We start from the raw sequence: 21,248 nt of genomic DNA on the forward strand, positions 1-21,248 counted from the left end.
CCGTTGTCCTCGGTCCCTTGGCGGAAACCAGCCAAAGTGGTGGATGATATGTCGGTGGAAGTCGCCCAGAGAGGTAGAGCGGCGCACTTCGCATTGCAATAGGATTGACGGGCATAATCCCCTGCTCCAGCAGGGATTTTTCGGTGTCTCGAGGGTGAAATGCAGTTTGCGGGCAAAAAGGTTCTGATCACCGGCGGAGCCGGCTTCCTGGGAACCAATCTGGCCCTGAAGCTGGGCAACCTGGGGGCCAAGCTGCGCCTGACGGTTCACCGAAAGCCCCTGCAGGTTGCGTTTCCGGACGCCGAGGTCGTCGAGGCGGACCTGCGGCGTCCCGAAGACTGCGCCCGTGTCGTCGAGGGGATGGACGTCGTCCTCATCTGCTCGGCCCAGACCTCCGGAGCGGGCGTCATCCGGACGACTCCTCTCGTGCATGTGACGCCGAATGTGCTGATCAACACTCTTCTCCTCGAGGCCGCCTACCAGGCGCAGGTGAAGAAGGTCTGCTTCATCTCGAGCGGCGCTGCCTACCCGGGCACGGGCGCCCGGCCCGTCACCGAGGCAGAGATGTTCGACGGCGATCCGGAGGAGGTCTACTTCCCGGCGGGCTGGATGAAGCGCTACGCCGAAATCCTCTGCCGGACCTATGCCGAGAAGATCGCGAACCCGATGCCCACCGTGGTCATCCGCCCCTCGAATGTCTACGGCCCCTACGACAAGTTCGACTTTGCCGTAAGCCACGTGACGGCCGCCCTGGTGCGGCGGGTCGCCGAGCGTCAAACCCCGCTCCAGGTCTGGGGGACCGGGGAGGATATCCGGGACCTGATCTATGTGGACGACTTCGTCGACGGCACCCTCGCCGCCGTCTCGACGGACCTTCCCTTCCTCGCCGTCAACATCTGCGCCGGACAAGGCTACGCCGTGCGGCAGGTCCTCGAGACGTTGCTGGAGGTCGATGCCGTCGACGACGCCCACGTGACGTTCGACGCGTCGAAACCCAGCACCGTTCCCGTGCGCCTGATGGACAATGGTCTCGCCCGCTCGCTGCTCGGCTTCGAGGCAAAGCTGTCCCTGGCGGAGGGGCTGCGGCGAACCCTGGCCTGGTACAGGAACGACCCGGCCAGCCCGGCGCTTCGCTAGAACGGTCCCCTGAAGCGCTTGTAGCCTTCCGTCATCGATCGCTCGACCGGAAGCTCGATGCCGTGGCCGCTGCCGCGGACCTGGGTCAGGATGGCTTCGACGGTCTCGTGCTGGCTCGGATAGTAGATGTCTTCGAGGCTCTTCGCCGTCGGACAGGGCGCCGCGGCCATGCCGAGCATCGCCGGCGCCTGCCGCAGCATCGAGGGATCGCGCAGCATGACCTGCCGGCAGACCTCACCGGCCACGCCGTACTCGAGCCACGACGTATCGGCGATGACCAGTCTGCCCGTCTTGCGGATGCTGCCGATGACGAGCTCCCAGTCCGGGTGGCTGATGGAGTTGAGGTCGATGACCTCGGCCTCGATGCCAGCCTTCTCGGCCACATACTGGGCCGCGCGCAACGCCTCCAACACCATCACGGACGTCGCCACGACCGTCACGTCGTTCCCCTCGCGGGCCACGTAGCTGGTGAGCGGGATCGGCTTCGACGGCGTACCGGCGGAGACCGAGAAGTCGAGATTGTAGAGCAGCCGGTGCTCGATGCTTACCACCGGACCGGGATGCCGGGCGATGATCTGCGGATACATGTCGAGGATCGCCTGGCTGGTCGACGGCATGACGACCGTCAGGCCGGGATAGTGGGCGAACGTCGCCTGCGGGCTCTGCGAATGCTGTGCCCCCTGCCCCCAGCTGCGCCCGACGACCAGGCGGATCAGCATGGGGCACGACATGATGCCGCCGAACATGTAGCTGTACTTGGAGGCTAGGTTGACGATCTGGTTCATCGCCAGGAACGAGAAGTCGGCCCGGATATGCGTCGTGATCGGATAATCCCCGACCAGCGCCGCCCCGATGGCGACACCCGTCATGCCTTCTTCCATCAGCGGGACGTCGAACACGCGCTCGACGCCGTACTTCTGTGCGAGGCCCGTGGTCGAACCGAAGATGCCCTTAAAGTCGTCGACGCCTTGGCCCATGATGAAGGCGTTGGGATGGTCTGCCAGCGCGGCGTCCATGGTCTCCAGCAGCGCACCGGCATAGGACAGGACGCGCGTCTGTGTCGACGGACGCTCTTTCGAAGAGACGTTCATGCTTCAAGCCCTGTCTAGATGATGTCGGTCAGCAGTTCGTCGCGGCCCGGGAAAGGGCTGTTCTCGGCGAAGGCGGCGGCGGCCGCGATCTCGCGATCGATCTCCGGCTTGAGCTCGGCAACGAGTTGCTCGTCGAGCAGCAGCGGATCCCGAGCCTTCCACGCATCGATGTCGGCGGCACTCCGGTACCCGAAATGAAAATCGTCGCCGACGCCGACATGCTCCTTGTAGCGCCCGGTCGCGATCTCGAGGACGAAGGGCCGGCCGGCTCGCACCACGGCCAGCGCGTCGAGGGTGGCCTGGCGGATCGCCAGCATGTCCCACCCCTCGTCCACCCGGCGGCATTCGATGCCGAAGGTCCTGGCGTGCTCGAGCAGATTGTAGGACTGCCGGGCATTCTTGAAACTGTGCACGGCGAGGCCGTTGTCCTCGCAGAGGAACAGCACCGGCACCTTCATCAACGCCGCGAAATTCAGGCTCTCGTGATAGACGCCCTCCTCGGTCGCACCGTCCCCGAATACTGCGACGGCCACGCGCGAGCTGCCCCGGCGCTTGAACGAGAGCGCCGCACCGACCGCATGGGGGATCGAGCTGGCGACGACGGCGGAGGAGCCCATCAGCCCGACTTCCGGGGCCGACAGGTGCATCGAGCCGGCCTTGCCCTTGGAGACACCACCGACACGGCCGTAGAGTTCCGCGAACATCTTGGGCAGCGAGCCGCCCTTGGCGATGTAGAAGCCGTGCGAGCGGTAGGTCGCGAACACGAGATCGTCCGGCTTCAAGGCATCGCAGACCCCGACCGCGACAGCTTCCTGGCCGATCGACAGGTGAACGGGGCTTTGAATCCTGTCGGAAGGATACAGCTCGATGATGCGCTCTTCGACCAGCCTGATCGTCAGCGCTGTCCGGAAAAGTCGGCGGTAGCGCTCGTCGCTGTCCATCAAACTACATTCCCCAGCCTGAAAGTCGGCCATTCCGGCCGCCACTGCCGCCTCTCCTAGCGAGACGCCTGCAACTATTCAACATGGCGGTTGGCCCGATACCAGCCGAGCAGCTCGGCCAGGCCGTCCTGAATCGACGTTGCCGGCTGCCAGCCCGTCGCTTCCATGAAGCGGCGCCCCGAAACGCGCAGCATCGCAGGCCCCAAATTCTGGCCTTCCAGTTCGACCAGCGCATCGCCGAAGCCGTCGGCGTCGAGCAGCGCCTGCAGGATCGACCGGACCGAGACCTCGTCCTGTGTGGCCACATTGAAAGCCCGAAAGCCTCGTTGGGGCCGCAGCACCGTCTTTACGGCACCGGCGAGGTCGCGGGCGTGGATCAGGTTTCGTGTCTGGGTGCCGTCGCCGGCCAGCCGTATCGGATGGGCGCGTTCGACGACGCGCCGGACGAGCGACGGCAGGAAATGGCCTGTCCGCGGGTCGAAATCGTCATACGGTCCATAGACGAGGGTCGGCCTCAGGACGACGGCGGACTCCAGCCAGCCCAACGTCCGGACATACCATTCGAGCTGCTTTTCCAGGTATCGGTGCATCCACCCCACCCCGAACCAGTGCCCCGGCGGATTGCCGGTTTCGTATTGTTCTTCCTCCAGCAATTCCGTGGCGGGCGGATAGCCGGTGCAGGAGCTGACGAGCACGACGTGGCGCGTTTCGCCTCGTGCGGCTGCTTCCATGGCGTTGGTGACGATGCGCAGATTGTCGAGCACCGACTCCACCGGCTCGTCCCGCAGGACGGCGCTCGTGGAGACCCGGCCGGCGCACAGGACGACCGTGTCGCAACCGGCGAAGGCTCGCGACGCCTGGGCCCGATCGGTGAGATCGCACTGGACCCACCGGACGCCTTCGACGGCAAAGGGCGCGCGCGACCTGTAGGTCGCGACCACGGGCTCTCCCGTCGGGCCAGCAAGCGCCTCGACGACGTGCCTTCCGATCAGCCCCGTTGCACCCGCCACTGCAATGGTCATCTCTTACTGTTCCTCCGTCACCTGCACGCTGCGCCGACCCTAAATGCCGATCGGCAGATTGTCGCACAGTTCGGTCAACCGAGCCGCCGGACGTGCTAAGGAACGCTCGCAAACCGACGAGTTGACAGGAAAATGGGAATGTCGCCGCATCAGCGCCTGGGTCAGAGAGAATTCGAAGTCGCGGTCGGCATCCCGGCGGGAAGCCTGGACGACCGCACCAAGGCGCTGCTGGAAAAGACCCCGCTCCTGTACTCCCCTCTCGACGAGGCGGCCCAGGCAGATGCCCGCACGAAGGTGGCCGAGGACATCGCTCGCGGATTCACGGTCGTCGGGGAGCATCGCGCTTCCATCTGGCGCGACGCCTGGCAGGATCATTTGGACGATTTCGTCGGGTCAGGACACGCGCTGGAGGCTCTCAATCCGCGGTTCGTGGGAGGCACCGCCCTCCTGCGCTGGCAGGGCGCCTATGTCGAGGGAGTCACCGATCGGTTCGAACTGGCCTTTCTCGAAATCTTCCGCGACTGGCTGTTCCGGACTTACCTTGCGGATGCGTCGCATCTGTACGAATTCGGCAGCGGCAGCGCCTTCAACGTTGCGGCCTATGCTAAACTCTACCCACAGGCTTCGATCACCGCGCTCGACTGGGCGCCTGCCGCGGTCAAGATCGCCGACCTGCTGGGTGAGCAGCACGGAATGAAGATCTCCGGCCAGCGGTTCGACTTCTTCGCTCCCGAGAGCAGCTTCGAATTCGCCCCGAACAGCGCCGTGCTCACCATGTGCGCCCTGGAACAGGTCGGCGACAGGTTCCTTCCCTTCCTGGATTTCGTCCTGGCGAAGCGCCCGAAGCGGGTGGTGCACGTGGAACCCATGTTGGAACTCTACGATCCGGACCTGCCACACGACGCCCTGGCCATCCGGTATCATCAGCAGCGCAAGTACCTCAGCGGTCTCCTGCCTCATCTGCGCGCCCTCGAGAAGGCCGGTTCCATTAGGTTCCTCAAGGTGCAGCGCCTGAAGTTCGGCAGCCGCTTCCACGAGTGCTTCTCCATGGTCGCCTGGGAACCCGTCTGACCCGAGGCCGCAGGCCCGCGGCCGGTGGGGCGACCCGGGGGTAATCCCGGGGTCGCATTCACAGGCGAGACCGGCTATTGAGGCCACCGACCGGACCCGCATGGGCGCCCGGACGGATCCAAAGCCAAGCGAGAGGCACTTCAAGATGTCGGCCAAGCGCGCCCTGATCACGGGCATCACTGGAATGGTCGGGTCGCACCTTGCCGAGTACATCCTGAAGCACACCGACTGGGAGATCATCGGCCTCCTGCGCTGGCGCAGCCCTCTCGACAATCTCAGCGCCATCGTCGGTCCGATCAATTCGGGCTCCCGGGTTCGCCTGGTCTACGGCGACCTGCGAGACACTCTCTCCATCCAGCGCTGCGTCGAATCGGCAAAGCCGGACTATGTGTTCCATCTGGCCGCCCAGAGCTTTCCCCGCACCAGCTTCGACTCCCCGCTCGACACGATGGACACCAACATCCTCGGGACGGTGCGGGTCCTGGACGCCCTGCGCACGACGGCTCCGGATGCCGTCATCCACGTCTGCGCTTCCTCCGAGGTCTTCGGCCGGGTGCCGAAGGAAAAGCTGCCGATCTCCGAGGAATGCAGCTTCCACCCCGCCTCGCCTTACGCCATCTCCAAGGTCGGTACCGATCTCGTCGGCCGCTTCTATGCCGAGGCCTATGGCATGAAGGTCATGACCACGCGCATGTTCACGCATACCGGCCCGCGCCGCGGCGACGTGTTCGCGGAATCGACCTTCGCCAAGCAGATTGCAATGATCGAGCACGGCCTGGTTCCGCCGGTGGTCAAGGTCGGCAACCTGGAATCGCTGCGCACCGTGGCCGACGTGCGCGATGCCGTGCGCGCCTACTATCTTCTCGTGACGAAGGATCCGGTCGCGGGCGCCTACTACAATATCGGCGGCACCCATTCCTGCACCGTCGGAAACATCCTCGAGCATCTCATCGCGCTGTCGCCGAAGCGTGCGGAAATCAAGGTCGAGGTCGACCCGGACCGGCTTCGCCCCATCGATGCCGATCTCCAGGTACCCGATACGTCGAAGTTCGAGCAGCACACCGGCTGGCGACCCGAAATTCCCTTCGAGCAGACGATGCACGATCTGCTCGACTATTGGCGGCAGCGTGTCGCCGTCGAGGGCAACCGTTTCCTGACGCGATAGCCAGAAGAACCGAACAGAGCATCCAAAGATGAAGCGCCCTGCGGCAAGCGACAACATGTCGATGGCAATGTCGAGGACACCCTACCGCGTGTCGTTCTTCGGCGGCGGGACCGACTATCCCGAATGGTACCGGGAACATGGTGGCAGCGTGCTGTCGATGGCCATCAACAGGTACTGCTACATCGTCGGGCGTCATCTGCCCCCCTTCTTCGCGACCCGCCACAGGGTGGTCTGGTCCCACATCGAAACCGTCAACTCCATCTCCGAGATCCTGCATCCGGCGGTTCGGGCGGGACTGCAGTACATGGAGTTCGACAACGAACGGGGCGTCGAAATCCATCACCAGGGCGATCTTCCGGCCCGCTCGGGCATCGGCTCGAGTTCCTCCTTTTCCGTGGGACTGATCAACGTCCTCCACGCGATGCGCGGGCAGACGATCAACAAGCGCGATCTCGCCAACGCCGCGATCCACCTGGAGCGCGACATTCTCCAGGAGACGGTGGGATGCCAGGATCAGGTGGCCAGCGCCTATGGCGGCCTGAACGTCATCAGCTTTGGAACCGATGGCGCGATCGACGTCGTTCCGCTGGACCTGTCGGGCCAGAACCAGCAGAAACTCGAGGACTGGCTTCTTCTCTTCTACACGGGCACCACCAGGCTTTCCTCGGCGATCGCCAAGATGCTGGTCTCCAATCTCGCCACGAAGAGCAACCATCTCCGGCGCATGCACGCGATGGTCGAACCCGCCGCGAAGCAGCTTCGCTCCGGCGACCTCGAATCGTTCGGGAAATTCCTGGACGAAGCCTGGCAGCTCAAGCGCCAGTTGTCGGACGGCGTCACGACGACCAGCATCGACGATGTCTACTCGGCCGCCCTGTCCGCCGGCGCGCTCGGCGGCAAGCTGCTCGGCGCCGGCGGCGCCGGTTTCATGGCGTTCATCGTGCCGCCCGAGAAGCAGCCGCGGGTCCGGGCCGCCCTCTCCCATCTTCTCCACGTGCCGGCGGGGATCGACTTCACCGGATCGACGATCGTCTACCGCCAGCTCGAAACACTGCCGCAATCCTGAAATCGACGGGAATTCACATGGAGACCTTCGCGACACCCCTCGACTCCGTCAGGCTGATCAAGCCGCCGACGATCTTCGAGGATTTCCGCGGTCAGTATGTCGAGACCTACAACGAACGCCTCTACCGCGAGGCCGGGATCGACCAGCACTTCATCCAGGACGACATTTCGGTGTCGCGCCGGCATGTGCTGCGAGGCATCCACGGCGACGACAAGACCTGGAAGCTGATCTCCTGCCTGCAGGGCAGCTTCTACATGGTCGTGATCAACAACGACCCCCAGTCCTCACAGTACCGGAAGTGGACGTCGTTCACCCTGTCCGAGAGCAACCGGCTTCAGGTGCTGGTGCCGCCCAAGTTCGGCAATGGTCATGTCGTCATGAGCGAACAGGCGATCTTCCACTACAAGCAGACCACGGACTACGACCGATCGGGCCAGTTCACGCTGGTCTGGAACGACCCGGCCCTGAACATCTGGTGGCCGGTCAAGGATCCGATCGTCTCGGTACGGGACCAGGGCGGCTGACCGCCTTCCCTCAGCGTCCTGCCTCGCCGGGGAATCCCGAGAGTTCATCGACCGCGCCGGCCAGGTGATAGAGACTTGTCGCCGGCATGAACTCGCCGAGCGGCGTTCCGTCCTGATCGAGGCGATCCACCCATCCACCTTTCGGGGCTGGCTCCAGAAAGCGCCGGTGGAGCGCCTGCGTCGATGCCGCGGCCCTCTCCATGGCGCCCATCCGCCCGCGCAACGCTTCGGCCAGATCGCTCTTGATCGCCTCGGTCATCGGCCACAAGCGACGCGAGGCTTTCGCGAGCCCGCCATCCTGGTGAACCTCATCGACGAGCAGCCCGTCCGCGTCGAAGCCCGCGCGACCGGCGTGTTCGTATAACCTCTCGACGATCGATCCGACGCGACTGTCGCCGCTCGCCCTTTCATAACGACGCAACAGCCAGCACCATTCGAAATGGTGCCCCGGCTCGACGATCGCGCCAGCGCCGGAGAGAGGCCTCAGCGCGGTGTCGAAGTATTCGAGAAGCACGCCCGGCCGATCCTGAAAGAACCTCGAGAGGAACAGGTCGAACAGCTTTCCGCTTCTCTCCAGAAAGTGGCGGTCTCCCGAGCACTCCCATAGGGCGAGCATGGCCTCGAACAGATGCATGTGCGGATTCTGCCGGCGAGGCCCTTCCCGCGCGGGCACGGTCTCGAGATAGCCACCCCCCTGCGGTGCTGTCATTTCACGGTCCAGGAAGGCGATCGTGTCGCGGGCAACGGCCAGTCCCTCCTGTTTGCCGGTTGCCTGCACGTAGGACGCAACCGCCAGAAGGACGAATGCGTGCGCATAAAAGTCGCGCGTGGCATCGACGACGCTTCCATCCCGGGCAATCGAGAACGCCCATCCATCGCGGCCATCGGGCCGGAAATAGTCCCTCTTCATCGCGGCGAACGCGCGTTCGACGAGTTCGTCCGAGCCGGGATGCCATAGCCGGCGCTTCGCAAGCGCATAGACAAAAATCTGGCGGGCCTGGACGAGCAGCCGGATCGGAACCTGCCGACGGGGCTCTCTTCCGAATGTCAGGCCTTCCTCGAAACGTCCGGCTTCCGCATCGAATCCCGACGTCGCCCAAAGAGGCAGGGCCTGCTCGCGCATCCATGACACCATGAACGTCGCAGCTGATCGAACATCCTGGAACATCAGGCTCAACTCCGGACACGCGCTGAGCGCGGGTTCCTATGCTTTGAGCAGAGAGTCGGCACGTTCTTTCGGCACGGCCACGACGTTGGGGGACAGCGGCGCTCCCTCGACGGCGCACTCGGGCCAGCCGCCGGCCTGAGAGAAGGTGAGTATCTGGTAGTTCAGCTCCTGCCGAAGCACCGCGAGCAGGGTTTCCGCGCTCTGGCCCTGCGCGTGCAAAGCCCGCTCGTTCAGTTCCATCAGGAGCACCGGCCTCGTTGTCGCCAGCACCTTGCGCGCACCGGCCACGACACCGGCTTCGCCGCCTTCGACATCGATCTTGACCATGTCGACCTGCGACAATCCCTGCCTCGCCACCACGGCATCGAGTGTGTCCAGCGGGACGCGCTCCGAACTTGCGCGCACGACGTCGTCATGCGCGAAGTCGCCCAGCGTGTTGTGGCCGGCGTGGACGCCATGGGCGAGATGCAGGTCGACGAACCCCGCCTCGGCGCCGAGCGCCGCGGCGACCACCTGGACGTTGTCGAGGCCGTTGCGGCCGAGATTGCGCTGGAGGTGCGCGCGCTCGCGCGAACTCGGCTCCACGGCAATCACCCTGCCCGCGGGGCCGACGCGACGGGCGGCAAACAGCGTGTAATAGCCGTCGTTGGCGCCGACATCGATGAACACCATGCCGGGCTTCAGCACGCGATCGACGAAGGCGAATTCGTTGGGCTCGAAGGAGCCGCAGACATAGAGGCAGAGGCTGTTGTCGTTGCCCAGCGTCACATCCACCGTCGTGCCGCCGTGCCAGCGCACGGTGAGCGGGACCGCCAGATCCTTTTCACGGGCTGCTTCCCAGAGGGCACCGCGCCGGCAGGCCAACCAGCGCCGATGGTCGTAATATTCCTCGGCAAACCGCCAGCCGGGCCGCGGCTCGAGCCGCGGGGTGCCTGGCGCCAGGATGGAGGCATAGGCAGCACCGATCGTGGGGGCCCGCACGATCAGCCAGCGGCCCATATTGTCGAGATGATAGCCAATGCCGGAGCAAACCCGTTCCCAGGCGCCGGCAACGCTGATCGAACGGCGGGCCGCTCTCATGCCTGAACTTTTTGCCCCCAACTATGCGACCGTTCGGCTAACGTACCCACCGCCAAGCGTCAAGCGTGCCTGTGTGTTGCCATTTTCTGTCTTTAGTGGCGTCCATTGCAGCTAACGTGCTGCGGAAATATAATGAATGTCCCTCTCACACGCCGCCGGTGAAATGTTCGCGCCTCTCCCCCGCGCTCTCGTCGTCCTCACGATCCTGCTGCTGCCCGCTGCGGCGTCCGCCCAAAGGCCGACGACTCAAGGAGCGGCAGCGCAGACCGCGCCCGGCCCGGGCTCGCGTGTGTTGGCCCGCGTCAACGATGACGCCATTACCGACTTCGACCTGTCGCAGCGGGTGTTGTTCGCCATCAAGACGTCGGGCCTCCAGGACAGTCCTGACCTGCGCCAGCGCATGGCGCCGCAGATGCTGCGGCAGATGATCGACGAACGCCTTCAGGTACAGGATTCGAAGAAGCTCGGCGTCAAGCCGACGGATGCCGAGATTCAGAACCGTTATTCGGAAATCGAGCGCGCCGCCGGCCTCGGCCGCGGCCAGTTCCGGCAATACCTGCAAAGCGTCGGCATCACCCCCGACATCGCCACGCAGCAGATCGAGGCGCAAATCGCCTGGGCCAAGATCATCCGCCGAAAGGTCCGCTCCCAGGTCGACGTCTCCGACGCGGAGGTCGACGATGCGATGAGTCGCATGCGTTCGAATGTCGGCAAGACCGAAACCCGCGTCGCCGAGATCTTCGTGCCGGTCGACCGGGCCGATTCGGTGGAGGAAGGGAAGCGAAGCGCGGACCGTATCATGGAGCAGTTGCGGCGCGGCGCTCCGTTTGCCGCCGTCGCGCAGCAATTCTCGCAGGGCGCCTCCGCGGCGGCCGGCGGCGACCTTGGCTGGGTTCTGCCGGGCGCGCTCGATCCCTCGCTCGAGGCGGCGATCGAGAGGGTGCAGCCCCGGACCTTCTCCGACCCGGTCCGCTCGGCATCCGGATGGCACATCCTCTATGTCGTCGATCGTCGGCCTTTCGCCGCGGCGCGGCCCGACGACGTGAAGCTCAACCTGGTCCAGATGACTCTGGCCCTGCCCACCAACGCATCACCGGAAGAAACCAGCCGGGCGACCGCCGAGGCCCAGAAGGCGATGTCGGGCGTCCGCCAATGCTCCGACCTTCACGTCCAGGCCCGCCAGGTCAAGGGCAGCACGTCGGGTGACCTGAACGGTCTCAGGGTCGGCGATCTAGCCGCAAACCCACAGATGTACGAGCAGTTGCCGCGCCTCCCCATCGGCGGCACGGCCGGCCCGTTCCGGGTCGCCGAGGGCCTGCAGGTGGTTGCGCTGTGCAGCAAGTCCGGCGGCGACGGCCTGCCGACCCGCGACGCGATCTCCCAGCAGCTCCTCATCCAGAAGCTCGACGCGGCCGGACGCCGGTACATGCGCGATCTCCGCCGCCAGGCCACGATCGACATCAAGTCGTGACGCCGCGGCTGATGAATCGGCCATGACCGCAACAGCGCCGCTCGCCGTGACCATGGGCGAGCCGGCCGGCGTTGGCGGCGAACTCAGCCTGAAGGCCTGGCAGGCGCGACGCACTGGCAGCCGTCCTTTCTTCGTGCTCGACGATCCGGACCGCCTTGCCGCACTTACGCGCAGGCTCGGGATCGACGTGCCCTTGCGCGAGATCTCCGGTCCCGGGGAAGCCGCTTCGGTTTTCTCCGGTGCCTTGCCCGTGCTCGCGGTTCGCCTCGGCGCGCCCTCGACGCCCGGCCGGCCGGACGTCGCGAACGCCGCCGCCACGATCGAGGCGATCGAACGGGCCGTGCGGTTTGCCCAGGAGGGCATCGTCGCCGGGATCGTCACCAATCCGATCCAGAAGAAGACACTGCAGGATGAGGGGTTCCGCCATCCCGGCCATACGGAATTTCTGGCCGAACTCGCCGGGGGAGTCGACGTCGCGATGATGCTGGCATGCCCCCAGCTCAGGGTGGTGCCGGTGACCATCCATCTGTCGCTGGCCGAAGCGGTGCGCGCCCTCCGTGAGGAGGCGATCGTGCGCGCGGGCCGGATCACGGCCCTGGGGTTGCGCACGCTGTTCGGCATCGAGCGTCCGCGGCTGGCCGTGGCCGCCCTCAATCCGCACGCCGGCGAACAGGGCGCCATGGGTGACGAAGAGCGCCGCATCATCATGCCCGCCATCGAGGCTCTGCGGCGCGAGGGGATCGAGGCGAGCGGACCGGCGCCGGCCGACACGCTGTTCCATGCCGCGGCGCGGCCGGCCTATGACGTCGCGCTGTGCATGTATCACGACCAGGCGCTGATCCCGATCAAGACCATCGACTTCGCCGGCGGGGTCAACGTCACGCTCGGACTGCCGTTCGTGCGCACCTCGCCCGATCACGGCACCGCGCTCGATATCGCCGGGACCGGCCGCGCCGATCCGACGAGCCTTCTCGCGGCCATCGACATGGCGGACGAGATGGCGCGCCGGCGCCGGCACTGAACATGGACGGCGTCGCCGCATTGCCGCCCTTGCGGGAGACCATCGCGGCGCACGGCCTCGATGCGAGAAAGCGTTTCGGCCAGCATTTCCTGCTCGACCTCAACCTGACGCGCCGCATCGCCCGCGCCGCGGCACCGCTCGGCGAAGGGACCGTTATCGAGATCGGCCCGGGTCCCGGAGGCCTCACCCGTGCACTGCTCCTGGAAGGCGCCGGCCGTGTCGTCGCGGTCGAGGTCGATGCCCGGGCGTTCGGGCCCCTGCTCGAGTTGCAGGCTGCGGCCGATGGGCGGCTCGATCTGGTCGAAGCCGATGCCCTGAAGATCGAGCCCCGGGACCTCGGCGCCGCGCCCCTCCGGATCGTCGCCAATCTGCCCTACAACGTGTCGACCGCCCTGCTGGTGCGCTGGCTTCATGCCGCGAACGACATCGCCGACATGGTCCTGATGTTCCAGAAGGAAGTCGTCGACCGCCTGGTGGCTGTGCCGCGGACGAAGGATTATGGCCGCCTCTCGGTGCTTGCCCAGCATGTCTGCGAGGTGCGCCGCCTGTTCGATGTCGCGCCGACGGCGTTCGTGCCGCCCCCGAAGGTCACGTCTGCCGTCGCGCGACTGACGCCCCGGCCCCAAACGGCACGCCTGGCCGATCTGAGACCGCTGGAGCGGGTTACGGCCGCCGCCTTCGGCCAGCGCCGCAAGATGCTGCGCGGCTCTCTGGCGAGTGTTTATGCCGATCCGGTGGCCACGCTCGAGCGACTCGGCCTGAAGCCGACAGCCCGGGCCGAGGAACTCTCGGTCGATGACTTTGTCAGGCTGGCAGGCGCTCTTGACAGTGAGTGAGCGCTCACTAATATTGACTTTATGATACGATCCATTGCCTTCAACGCCTATTTCTACGTCGGCACCCTGCTCGTCGCGGTCGTCGGCATCGTCCTGGTGCCCGTTCCCACCCCGGTCCTGCTGCGCGGCCTGCTCTTCCACTGGGCGCGGGCCGTCGTCTGGGGCATGCGCTGGATCGGCGGCATGCAGATCGAGTACAGGGGCCTCGAGCACCTCCCCGCCAGCGGCCCCGCGCTGCTCGCCAACAAGCACCACAGCGAGAGCGATGGTATCCTCCTGGCGGCAAGGATCCGCGGCATTGCCTTCGTGGCCATGCAGGAACTCTTCCGCTACCCGCTGATCGGCGCGATCCTGTATCGCCTGCAGATGATCCGCGTCGATACGTGCGGCGGCGGCCGCGAGCGTGAGAACCTCGCCCAGTTCGCCCAGCGCGCGTACGACAGCGCCCGGCACATCGCGATCTACCCCGAGGGCAATCTGATGGCGCCGGGCGAACGCGAGCGCTACCGGTCGGGCATCTACTATCTCTACCGTGACCTCGGCCTGCCGGTGACGCCGGTCGCCACGTCGGTGGGGCTCGTGTGGAACCGCCGCGACTGGCGCAAGAAGGCCGGCTGCGCCGCCGTCGAATTCCTCCCGGCGATCGAGACGGGCCTCGACAAGGAGAGCTTCATGCGCCGCCTCGAGGAGACGATCGAGACCGCGAGCGACCGGCTGATCGCCGAATTCGCGGGCCGTCCCTATCGGCCGAGCCAGCTCGTCCTGCGCTCGCAGGGACAGGCGGGCATCGGCGCGCCGATCACCGCCCCTCGCGGAGCGCCTTGACGAAGTTCGAGAGGCCGACCTGGCGTTCGCGCTTCAACCGCTCGGCCGTCAGGATCGACTTGAGTTCCATCAGGCTGGTCGCGATGTCGCGGTTGATGATCTGGTAGTCGTACTCGGCCCAGTGGCTCATCTCGTCGGCGGCCTTGGCCATCCGCTTCTGCACGACCTCCATCGAGTCCTGGGCGCGGGTGATGAGCCGCCGCTCCAGATCGCGCGTCGACGGCGGCAGGATGAAGACCGTCACTAGGTCGCTGCCCGCCTTTTCCTTGAGCTGCTGCGTACCCTGCCAATCGATGTCGAACAGCACGTCCCGGCCGGCCATCAGTGCGGCCTCTACCGGCGCGCTCGGCGTGCCGTAGAAATGGTCGAACACCCGCGCATGCTCGAGGAACTCCCCGCGCTCGATCATGCCGCTGAAGGTCGCCGTATCGACGAATTGGTAGTCGACGCCGTCCCGCTCGCCGGTTCGGCGAGCACGCGTGGTCGCCGAGACGCTGAGCTGGATCTGCTTGTCGTTGTCGAGGAGCTGCCGCGACAGGGTCGTCTTGCCGGCGCCGGAAGGCGACGACAGGACGAGCATCAGGCCGCGCCGCTGGATCTGGCCGGCATCCACCTCATTCGACATTCTGGACCTGCTCCCGCATGCGCTCGACGGCGCCCTTGAGATCGATGCCGATGCGCGTCAGCTCGATGTCCGCGGACTTGGAGCAGAGCGTGTTGGCCTCGCGATTGAATTCCTGGCACAGGAAATCGAACTTCCGGCCCACCGGATTGTCGGCGCGCGCATCGGCGAGCAAGGTGCGCGCCTGCGCGATGTGGGCGGACAACCGGTCGAGTTCCTCGCGCACGTCGGCCTTGCCGACCAGCAGTGCCACTTCCTGGGCGAAGCGCTCCTCCGAAAGCGCGGGCACGCGGCCCAGCAGTTCGGCAAGCTGCGCCTCGAAGCGCGCCCGAACGGTGCCGATCTGCGCCAGTGCCCGTTCCGTCGCCCGGCCGCACAGGCCCTCGATCTCCGAGACATGGCCTTCGATGACCCTGGCCAGCGCCTTGCCTTCGGCGGCGCGCGACGCGACGAGCGCCTTCAGCGCCTCATCGAGGGTCGCCTGCAGCTCCTTGTCCAGAAGCCCCAGCGCCTCTTCGCTCGCCTCGCCGGCGTCCTCTTCCTCGATCACGCCACGCACCCGCAGCAACCCGTCCGCCGACGGCGCCGCCGCGCCGGTGCTCCGGCGCACTTCGTCGACCAGCGTTGCCAGCTCCGCCAGCAAGGTGCGATTGATAGTGAGCGGCTTGGCGCTGCGCTCACTCGTGACAGTGAGGGTGAGCGAGACGTTGCCGCGTTTCATCTTTCCGCCGACGGCGACCCGAGCGGGATTTTCCAGCCGGTCGAAGCCCGGCGGCACGCGACACCTGATTTCGAGGTTCCGCCCGTTGACGCTGCGCGCTTCCCAGACCCAGCGCCGCCGATCATCCGATCCTTGCGCCCGGGCGTATCCCGTCATACTTGCGATCAAGTTGCCCCCTGCCCTGTTCGTGGGCACCGTAAACCCTTAAGTGGATCGGCAATTCGATTCAATCGGCTATTGAGGCGACGTTTGTCATGGTGAACAAAACTTCCTCACGGCAAACGGGCCTCAGGGTCGCGGCCCTGGGCGTGGGGCTCGTCATGGCCCTGGTGGGCCTCGAGATTCTCTCGACGGCATGGCTGACAATCCGCGACGGCCACTACACCCCGGCCAAGCAGCTGTTCGCCACGTCACGGAACACCTACATCCAGGACATCACCGGGAGCGGCGGCAGCACCTGCCGGTACATCGACACGATGTTCCCGCACCCCTACCTGGCCTTCGTCCATCATCGCGACGATCCCTGCGGCGTTCCCAGCGCCAACGACATAGGCATGCTGGGCGACAACTATCCGGTTGCCCGAAATCCCGACCGCTTCGTCATCCTCCTCGCCGGCGGATCCGTCGCCTCGCAGATCAGCCAACTCGTCGAACCGGGCCGTCGGAGCTTCATCGAGGAAGAACTCAACCGCCACTATGTCAGCCCGACCGGGAAGCCCTTCCTCGTGCTGAATGGGGGACTTGGCGCCTGGAAACAGCCACAGCAGCTGATCCTGCTGGCGATCTACGGTGACTTCATCGACGCCGTCGTCACACTCGACGGCTACAACGAACAGCACCTGATCCAGCCCGGCCTCAAGGTCCGGTTCGAAATGCCGGCCGCCAACTATCTCGGGGTAAACCCGATCGTCGCCAAGGACGGCTTCGGCAACCTCGCCCTCAGCTGGTTCATGGGCCGCATCGCCGGCTGGCTCGGAACCGGCCTCACCAGCCACTCGCATGCCGCCTATCTGCTCGCTTCCGCCATGGCTTCGAAGCCCGCCGACGACAACGCTGGCTTCGGTGCGAAAACCTATTCGACCATGATGAGCCTCCCCAGCAAGATCACGGACTCTCCCACCACCTACATGGACTGGCAGATCGCGCAGTACGCGAAGTACATCCGGGTCATGGACCTCACGGCCCGCGACTTCGGCATCAGGTCGATGTTCTTCCTGCAGCCTGTCCCCGCCGTGGACAAGATCCTGACACCGGAGGAAAGCCGTGCGACGCCCGACACCAGCTATGGGCAACGCTATGCCCACATCGTCCAGCGCCTTCTCGCCCTCCGCGAACGGAACATCGAGGTCCGCAGCCTGCTCGACGTCTTCAAGGACGAGAAGGTGACGATCTACAGCGACGACATCCATCCCAAGCGGGAGCTGATGGACAGCCGCGGCTATTCGCTGATGGCGGCCCGCATGGCGCATGAAATGGCCAGCACCTGGGGCTGGCGCACGAAATCCCAACAGTAGGGCGCCCGCACATGAAGACCTTCTCCAGCATCGTGCTCACCGGCGCCTCGAGCGGCATCGGCGAGGCTCTGGCCCTCGACTACGCCGCTCCGGGCGTGGCACTGGCCCTGACCGGCCGGGATGCCGAACGCCTCGAAGCCGTCGCCTCCGCCTGCCGGGCAAAAGGTGCCACCGTCGTCGCGGGCACGATCGACGTCACCGATCGCGAGCGCTTCCTGCCCTGGTTGACCGCCTTCGACGCGGCGCATCCCGTCGACCTCGTGATCGCCAATGCCGGCATCTCGATCGACAAGGACAATTCCTCGCTCGATGATTTCTCGATCATCCGCAAGACGCTCGACGTCAACATCAACGGCGTGCTGAACACCGTCGAGCCGCTTCTCCAACCGATGATCGCTCGCAAGCGCGGCCAGATCGGCATCGTCTCCTCGCTGGCGGGGTTCATCGGCCTCCCCTATTCGGCCTCGTACAATGCCAGCAAGGCCGCGGTGCGCGTGTGGGGTGAAAGCATCCGCTACGTGCTGAAGAAGGACGGGATCGGCGTCAGTGTCATCTGCCCCGGGTTCGTCGTCAGCCGCATCACCGCCGAGGCGCCCTTTCCCATGCCCTTCATGATGACCGCATCGCGGGCGTCTTCCATCATCCGACGCGGCCTTGCCGCCAACAAGCCGCGCATCGCCTTCCCGATCGGAACCAAGGCCGGTGTCTGGCTGGGGTCGATCCTGCCGGGCAGCTGGACGGCTCGGCTGCTGGGCGCCGCCTAGCGGCGTTCGAGCCGGCGCAGTTCCTGGAAGACGCGGTTCGCCGCGATCTCGACTCCCTTGTCCGTCCAGTGGGCATCGCTGCGGCGGTAGGCGCCCCGCACACCCTCGAAATCCTTGCGCAGATCGACGTAGCGGATGGAGGTCTTGCTCAATGCCTCGAGCAGCCTGTCCTGCCTGTAGTCGGCAATCACGTTAAAGGCATAGAAGCGCGGCCAGGGCTTCCAATAGTCGACATAGTCTGGATCGACGCTGCCCGGCGGCACGATGAACAGGACCAGCGGCACACCGCGCTCGCGAGCAGCACGATCCATCGCCGTCAGCCACGACAAGGTGGCCTGGATATCGACGTCTTTCACGAGACGTGCCGCCTGCTCCCGGGTCGTGGCCTCGAAATAGGGAGACATCTCGACCTCGGACTTGGTCATCAGGTCCACGAGCCAACCTTGCACCGACTCGTCGTCGGCCTTCCCGGAGGCGAAAGCCTGCCAGAACGCTTCCCTATCCCGGCTGAAGATGGCGACGATCTGCTGCTCGGTCAGGTCGGGGTGATAGTAGCGCTTGATGTGGCGTGCGAGTGCCGATGTGCGCTCCGCGGCCGGCAGGCGGGCGATCTTCGTCAGCGTGTCGAACTCCTGCGGCACCGGCTTGTTGGTTGTCAGCATCTCCGACAGGCGCAGGCGGTTGACCAGCAGCCAGTTGGCGTTCGGCATGACGTTCCCGAGGATCGAACCGCCCGGCGCCTCGCTGACCAGATCGGGCAGGATACCCTGACCATAGCCCTGCCCGTCGAAGACGAAGTCGTTGCCCGAGAAGAAGAACACCGCGAGCGCGTCGGGCGACAGGGCGAAGGCCACGTCACGCAGGCGGTAGTAGTAGCTGCGCGGGCCGGTCGCGGAGATACCGAGATTGATCATCTCGGCCTTCGGCTGGCCGGCCTCGATGAAGCGCCGCTCGACCTCCCCCGGGACGGTGAGGCGCGTGAGCTGGAACTCGAGATAGCTGTCGCCGATGAAGACGCTGCGGAAGCCGCCATCCGCCGGCTTCGCGATGCTGCGTTCCTTGTCGCGCATACCCCATGAATTGTTCGGCTCGAAAACCCAGGGTTTGTCGGCCAATCCGGCAAAGTCGCTCGACTGGACGGTGCCCGGCGGCGTCGAGCGCAGTGCCCGCGCGGGCCACGACGGCGCCGCGAAAGAGGCCAGCACCTCGAGGCCGGCGAGCGTGACCCCAGTCAGGATCAGGCCAAATACGATCGTGTAGAGTCGCTTGCGGCCGTTCTCAGTCATCGCCCGGCGTAATATAGGGCGACTCCGAGACGGTCCAGCGGGCCGGCCGTTCCTGCCGGAAGATCTGCCGGAGATGGACTTCGTCCGGCCCGTCGGCAATGCGCAGCATGCGCGCGACGGCGAAGGCACGATGGATCGGCGCGTCGTCGCTCCCGCCCATCGCACCGAACAGCTGCATCGCCCGATCGGCAATGCGCTGAGCCATCTCCGGCACCGCAACCTTCACCATCGAGACGTCGCGCCAGACAGCCTGATGCCCGTCGCTGTCCAGCCGCTCGGCCGTGCGCAGCACCAGCAGGCGGGCCTGTTCGATGTCGATCCTGGAGCGCGCGATCGCCTGCTGCGTCGAGTCGTAGTCGAGCACCGCCCGACCGAACGTCCGGCGCTCGGCGGCACGCGCCATCATGAGTTCGACGAGAACCTCGCAGGTGCCGATCGCACGCATGCAGTGATGCAGCCGCGCCGGCCCCAGCCGCACCTGGGCCGCGGCAAACCCCTCACCTTCGTCGCCCAGCAGATTCGCCGCCGGCACGCGCACGTCCCTGAAGTCCAGCTCGGCGATGGGCGCGATGCTGTCCTCCCAGCCCAGGAAGCGCAGCTCCCGCACAACCCGCAGCCCGGGCGACGGCATCGGCACGATCACGCAGGAATGCCGGCCGGTGCGCGGAGCGTCGGGCCGCGACACCCCCATCACGATCACAAAGGCACAATCGGGATGGGCGCCGCCCGTGATGTACCACTTGCGACCGTTCACGACCCACTCAGCCCCCTCGCGCCGCAGGCTCGTGGCGATGTTGGTGGCATCTGACGAAGCGACGTCGGGCTCGGTCATGCCGAAGGCCGACCGCACGCGCCCCTCCAGCAGCGGCTCCAGCCAGCGCTTCTTCTGATCGGCGGTCGCCGCATGCTGCAGCATGATCATGTTGGGCACGTCGGGCGCCTGGGCGTTGAACACCTCGGGCGCCCACGGCAGACGCCCCATGATTTCGGCGATCGGCGCAAAAGCGCGGTTGCTCATCCGGTCCGGCAGACCGAGGTTCCAAAGGCCGGCGGCGCGCGCCTTCTCCTTCAGTTCGGCCATGAACGGGGGAGTGCCCTTTCGAGCCGAGACATGAGCCGCCCACTCGCGATGGCGCGGCAGGATCTCCTTGTCGAAGAAGCCTTCGACGGCAGCCAGCAGGTCCGTGGTCATTTCATCTGGTTGGTGAGAAGGGCCGCGACGCCGCCCTGGTCCTTGCCGTACTTCAGCAGCGCGGAGCGTCCCCCGGCGGCATAGGCGGCGACGGCGCCGAGCAGGCGCCTGAGCTGATCCGGGCTCGACCGGTCGAACCTGCAGTAGGCCCCGCGCGTCAGCTTCGCGATCTGGGGAAACAGCCGCGACGCCGTACGGTCCCCGCCCTCCTGGAAGACGAAAACCGGCAGGCCGAGCAACCCGAGCTGGCCCGCCTCGTGGCCAATAGCGTCGACATCCTCTTCGCAGCAGTCGCCCACGAAGACCACGGCATCGAGCCGGCTCTCGCGGCGCTGCTCTCCGGCGTAGCGCAGCAGCCGTGCGATCTGCGTACGGCCGGCCGCACACCGCACCGCAGTCATGAGGCGTGCGAGTTCTCGGCCATCGGACGTCCACTTGCTGACCTTGAACTCCTCGAAACCGCGATAGAAGGCGAGCCGCACGTCGAGCCCGCCCAGCGCATCCGCCGCCACGAACATTTCGCCCTGAATCGCGCAGGCATGATCCCAGGTCGGTTCGCGGCTCGCCGTCGCGTCCATGGCGAACAGCAGCCGGCCACGTCCGCCCGGCGCGCGATCGACCGGCAGCCTGCCGACTTCGCGCACGAACGCATCCACGGCATTCGCACCTGCGGTAGACGGGACGTTGCGATTTCGGTCCTCGGCCATGTCCTTTGACCCTCTGCGATGCGT

The 21,248-nt window shown here is 65.9% G+C and carries 21 protein-coding genes; 11 read left to right on the forward strand and 10 right to left on the reverse strand.

Going from position 1 to position 21,248, the window contains the following annotated elements:
* The first annotated feature begins 159 nt into the window (after positions 1-159).
* Entirely contained in the window at positions 160-1,137 is a 978-nt protein-coding gene (locus tag Q7V45_RS22275) for an NAD(P)-dependent oxidoreductase (protein WP_304856230.1), read from the forward strand.
* Here Q7V45_RS22275 and Q7V45_RS22280 read toward each other — a convergent pair.
* The 3 genes from Q7V45_RS22280 to Q7V45_RS22290 form a co-directional block, all read right to left on the reverse strand.
* A complete protein-coding gene (locus Q7V45_RS22280; protein ID WP_304856233.1) occupies positions 1,134-2,228 on the reverse strand; it encodes an alpha-ketoacid dehydrogenase subunit beta in 1,095 nt (364 codons plus the stop codon). The genes Q7V45_RS22275 and Q7V45_RS22280 overlap by 4 nt on opposite strands.
* Positions 2,229-2,242: 14 nt before the next feature.
* Entirely contained in the window at positions 2,243-3,169 is a 927-nt protein-coding gene (locus Q7V45_RS22285; RefSeq protein ID WP_304856235.1) for a thiamine pyrophosphate-dependent dehydrogenase E1 component subunit alpha, read from the reverse strand.
* A gap of 74 nt (positions 3,170-3,243) precedes the next feature.
* On the reverse strand, positions 3,244-4,191 hold the full coding sequence (locus Q7V45_RS22290) for an NAD(P)-dependent oxidoreductase (protein WP_304856237.1): 948 nt from the start codon (positions 4,189-4,191) through the stop codon (positions 3,244-3,246).
* A 138-nt stretch (positions 4,192-4,329) separates the two neighbouring features.
* On the opposite strand from Q7V45_RS22290, the gene Q7V45_RS22295 reads away from it, so the two are divergent.
* From Q7V45_RS22295 to rfbC, 4 genes are all read left to right on the forward strand, one after another.
* Complete coding sequence (locus Q7V45_RS22295) at positions 4,330-5,262, forward strand: class I SAM-dependent methyltransferase (protein ID WP_304856239.1); 933 nt, start codon at positions 4,330-4,332, stop codon at positions 5,260-5,262.
* Between the two features lie 145 nt (positions 5,263-5,407).
* On the forward strand, positions 5,408-6,427 hold the full coding sequence (locus tag Q7V45_RS22300) for a GDP-mannose 4,6-dehydratase (protein ID WP_304856241.1): 1,020 nt from the start codon (positions 5,408-5,410) through the stop codon (positions 6,425-6,427).
* 28 nt (positions 6,428-6,455) lie between these two features.
* A complete protein-coding gene (locus Q7V45_RS22305) occupies positions 6,456-7,493 on the forward strand; it encodes a hypothetical protein (RefSeq protein WP_304856242.1) in 1,038 nt (345 codons plus the stop codon).
* Between the two features lie 17 nt (positions 7,494-7,510).
* Positions 7,511-8,017, forward strand: a complete 507-nt coding sequence (gene rfbC, locus Q7V45_RS22310; protein WP_304856244.1) for a dTDP-4-dehydrorhamnose 3,5-epimerase — start codon at positions 7,511-7,513, stop codon at positions 8,015-8,017.
* 10 nt (positions 8,018-8,027) lie between these two features.
* Here rfbC and Q7V45_RS22315 read toward each other — a convergent pair whose 3' ends face one another.
* Together Q7V45_RS22315 and Q7V45_RS22320 are read right to left on the reverse strand one after the other, a co-directional pair.
* Complete coding sequence (locus tag Q7V45_RS22315) at positions 8,028-9,185, reverse strand: AGE family epimerase/isomerase (protein WP_304856246.1); 1,158 nt, start codon at positions 9,183-9,185, stop codon at positions 8,028-8,030.
* A gap of 36 nt (positions 9,186-9,221) precedes the next feature.
* Positions 9,222-10,265, reverse strand: coding sequence for an FkbM family methyltransferase (locus Q7V45_RS22320; RefSeq protein ID WP_304856248.1), 1,044 nt, complete (start codon positions 10,263-10,265; stop codon positions 9,222-9,224).
* A 136-nt stretch (positions 10,266-10,401) separates the two neighbouring features.
* Between Q7V45_RS22320 and Q7V45_RS22325 the strand changes: the two genes are divergently transcribed.
* From Q7V45_RS22325 to Q7V45_RS22340, 4 genes are read left to right on the forward strand one after another with little or no spacing between them, the layout of a single operon-like run.
* Entirely contained in the window at positions 10,402-11,736 is a 1,335-nt protein-coding gene (locus Q7V45_RS22325; RefSeq protein ID WP_304856250.1) for a peptidylprolyl isomerase, read from the forward strand.
* A 22-nt stretch (positions 11,737-11,758) separates the two neighbouring features.
* The gene (pdxA, locus tag Q7V45_RS22330; protein ID WP_304856252.1) at positions 11,759-12,757 is read left to right on the forward strand and encodes a 4-hydroxythreonine-4-phosphate dehydrogenase PdxA; all 999 of its coding nucleotides are present in this window, start codon (positions 11,759-11,761) and stop codon (positions 12,755-12,757) included.
* A 2-nt stretch (positions 12,758-12,759) separates the two neighbouring features.
* Positions 12,760-13,593, forward strand: coding sequence for a 16S rRNA (adenine(1518)-N(6)/adenine(1519)-N(6))-dimethyltransferase RsmA (rsmA, locus tag Q7V45_RS22335; RefSeq protein ID WP_304856255.1), 834 nt, complete (start codon positions 12,760-12,762; stop codon positions 13,591-13,593).
* A gap of 21 nt (positions 13,594-13,614) precedes the next feature.
* A complete protein-coding gene (locus tag Q7V45_RS22340; RefSeq protein WP_304856257.1) occupies positions 13,615-14,418 on the forward strand; it encodes a 1-acyl-sn-glycerol-3-phosphate acyltransferase in 804 nt (267 codons plus the stop codon).
* Here the strand turns inward: Q7V45_RS22340 and gmk are convergent.
* The gene (gene gmk, locus Q7V45_RS22345; RefSeq protein WP_304856258.1) at positions 14,393-15,043 is read right to left on the reverse strand and encodes a guanylate kinase; all 651 of its coding nucleotides are present in this window, start codon (positions 15,041-15,043) and stop codon (positions 14,393-14,395) included. The genes Q7V45_RS22340 and gmk overlap by 26 nt on opposite strands.
* Positions 15,033-15,917 carry a YicC/YloC family endoribonuclease gene (locus Q7V45_RS22350; RefSeq protein ID WP_304856259.1) on the reverse strand — a complete coding sequence of 295 codons (885 nt, stop codon included), beginning with the start codon at positions 15,915-15,917 and terminating at the stop codon, positions 15,033-15,035. The genes gmk and Q7V45_RS22350 overlap by 11 nt, the downstream gene beginning before the upstream one ends.
* A 98-nt stretch (positions 15,918-16,015) precedes the next feature.
* On the opposite strand from Q7V45_RS22350, the gene Q7V45_RS22355 reads away from it, so the two are divergent.
* Together Q7V45_RS22355 and Q7V45_RS22360 are read left to right on the forward strand one after the other, a co-directional pair.
* Positions 16,016-17,275: a hypothetical protein gene (locus Q7V45_RS22355; RefSeq protein WP_304856261.1), complete on the forward strand. Its 1,260-nt coding sequence runs from the start codon at positions 16,016-16,018 to the stop codon at positions 17,273-17,275.
* An 11-nt stretch (positions 17,276-17,286) separates the two neighbouring features.
* A complete protein-coding gene (locus Q7V45_RS22360) occupies positions 17,287-18,039 on the forward strand; it encodes an SDR family oxidoreductase (RefSeq protein WP_304856263.1) in 753 nt (250 codons plus the stop codon).
* On the opposite strand, the gene Q7V45_RS22365 is transcribed toward Q7V45_RS22360, so the two are convergent.
* From Q7V45_RS22365 to Q7V45_RS22375, 3 genes are read right to left on the reverse strand one after another with little or no spacing between them, the layout of a single operon-like run.
* The gene (locus tag Q7V45_RS22365) at positions 18,036-19,325 is read right to left on the reverse strand and encodes a hypothetical protein (RefSeq protein WP_304856265.1); all 1,290 of its coding nucleotides are present in this window, start codon (positions 19,323-19,325) and stop codon (positions 18,036-18,038) included. The two genes, Q7V45_RS22360 and Q7V45_RS22365, sit on opposite strands and share 4 nt — an antisense overlap.
* On the reverse strand, positions 19,318-20,517 hold the full coding sequence (locus Q7V45_RS22370; protein WP_304856267.1) for an acyl-CoA dehydrogenase family protein: 1,200 nt from the start codon (positions 20,515-20,517) through the stop codon (positions 19,318-19,320). Before Q7V45_RS22370 ends, Q7V45_RS22365 begins: the two co-directional genes overlap by 8 nt.
* Complete coding sequence (locus Q7V45_RS22375; protein WP_304856269.1) at positions 20,514-21,161, reverse strand: VWA domain-containing protein; 648 nt, start codon at positions 21,159-21,161, stop codon at positions 20,514-20,516. The genes Q7V45_RS22370 and Q7V45_RS22375 overlap by 4 nt, the downstream gene beginning before the upstream one ends.
* Between the last annotated feature and the right edge of the window lie 87 nt (positions 21,162-21,248).

This window comes from Reyranella sp. (assembly GCF_030651995.1).
Taxonomy (GTDB): domain Bacteria; phylum Pseudomonadota; class Alphaproteobacteria; order Reyranellales; family Reyranellaceae; genus Reyranella.

Bases quoted from the DNA above. Each gene is read 5' to 3' on its own strand.
- Q7V45_RS22275 (WP_304856230.1), top strand. From the start codon at position 160: ATGCAGTTTGCGGGCAAAAAGGTTCTGATCACCGGCGGAGCCGGCTTC.
- Q7V45_RS22280 (WP_304856233.1), bottom strand. From the start codon at position 2,228: ATGAACGTCTCTTCGAAAGAGCGTCCGTCGACACAGACGCGCGTCCTG.
- Q7V45_RS22285 (WP_304856235.1), bottom strand. From the start codon at position 3,169: ATGGACAGCGACGAGCGCTACCGCCGACTTTTCCGGACAGCGCTGACG.
- Q7V45_RS22290 (WP_304856237.1), bottom strand. From the start codon at position 4,191: ATGACCATTGCAGTGGCGGGTGCAACGGGGCTGATCGGAAGGCACGTC.
- Q7V45_RS22295 (WP_304856239.1), top strand. From the start codon at position 4,330: ATGTCGCCGCATCAGCGCCTGGGTCAGAGAGAATTCGAAGTCGCGGTC.
- Q7V45_RS22300 (WP_304856241.1), top strand. From the start codon at position 5,408: ATGTCGGCCAAGCGCGCCCTGATCACGGGCATCACTGGAATGGTCGGG.
- Q7V45_RS22305 (WP_304856242.1), top strand. From the start codon at position 6,456: ATGAAGCGCCCTGCGGCAAGCGACAACATGTCGATGGCAATGTCGAGG.
- rfbC (WP_304856244.1), top strand. From the start codon at position 7,511: ATGGAGACCTTCGCGACACCCCTCGACTCCGTCAGGCTGATCAAGCCG.
- Q7V45_RS22315 (WP_304856246.1), bottom strand. From the start codon at position 9,185: ATGTTCCAGGATGTTCGATCAGCTGCGACGTTCATGGTGTCATGGATG.
- Q7V45_RS22320 (WP_304856248.1), bottom strand. From the start codon at position 10,265: ATGAGAGCGGCCCGCCGTTCGATCAGCGTTGCCGGCGCCTGGGAACGG.
- Q7V45_RS22325 (WP_304856250.1), top strand. From the start codon at position 10,402: ATGTCCCTCTCACACGCCGCCGGTGAAATGTTCGCGCCTCTCCCCCGC.
- pdxA (WP_304856252.1), top strand. From the start codon at position 11,759: ATGACCGCAACAGCGCCGCTCGCCGTGACCATGGGCGAGCCGGCCGGC.
- rsmA (WP_304856255.1), top strand. From the start codon at position 12,760: ATGGACGGCGTCGCCGCATTGCCGCCCTTGCGGGAGACCATCGCGGCG.
- Q7V45_RS22340 (WP_304856257.1), top strand. From the start codon at position 13,615: ATGATACGATCCATTGCCTTCAACGCCTATTTCTACGTCGGCACCCTG.
- gmk (WP_304856258.1), bottom strand. From the start codon at position 15,043: ATGTCGAATGAGGTGGATGCCGGCCAGATCCAGCGGCGCGGCCTGATG.
- Q7V45_RS22350 (WP_304856259.1), bottom strand. From the start codon at position 15,917: ATGACGGGATACGCCCGGGCGCAAGGATCGGATGATCGGCGGCGCTGG.
- Q7V45_RS22355 (WP_304856261.1), top strand. From the start codon at position 16,016: ATGGTGAACAAAACTTCCTCACGGCAAACGGGCCTCAGGGTCGCGGCC.
- Q7V45_RS22360 (WP_304856263.1), top strand. From the start codon at position 17,287: ATGAAGACCTTCTCCAGCATCGTGCTCACCGGCGCCTCGAGCGGCATC.
- Q7V45_RS22365 (WP_304856265.1), bottom strand. From the start codon at position 19,325: ATGACTGAGAACGGCCGCAAGCGACTCTACACGATCGTATTTGGCCTG.
- Q7V45_RS22370 (WP_304856267.1), bottom strand. From the start codon at position 20,517: ATGACCACGGACCTGCTGGCTGCCGTCGAAGGCTTCTTCGACAAGGAG.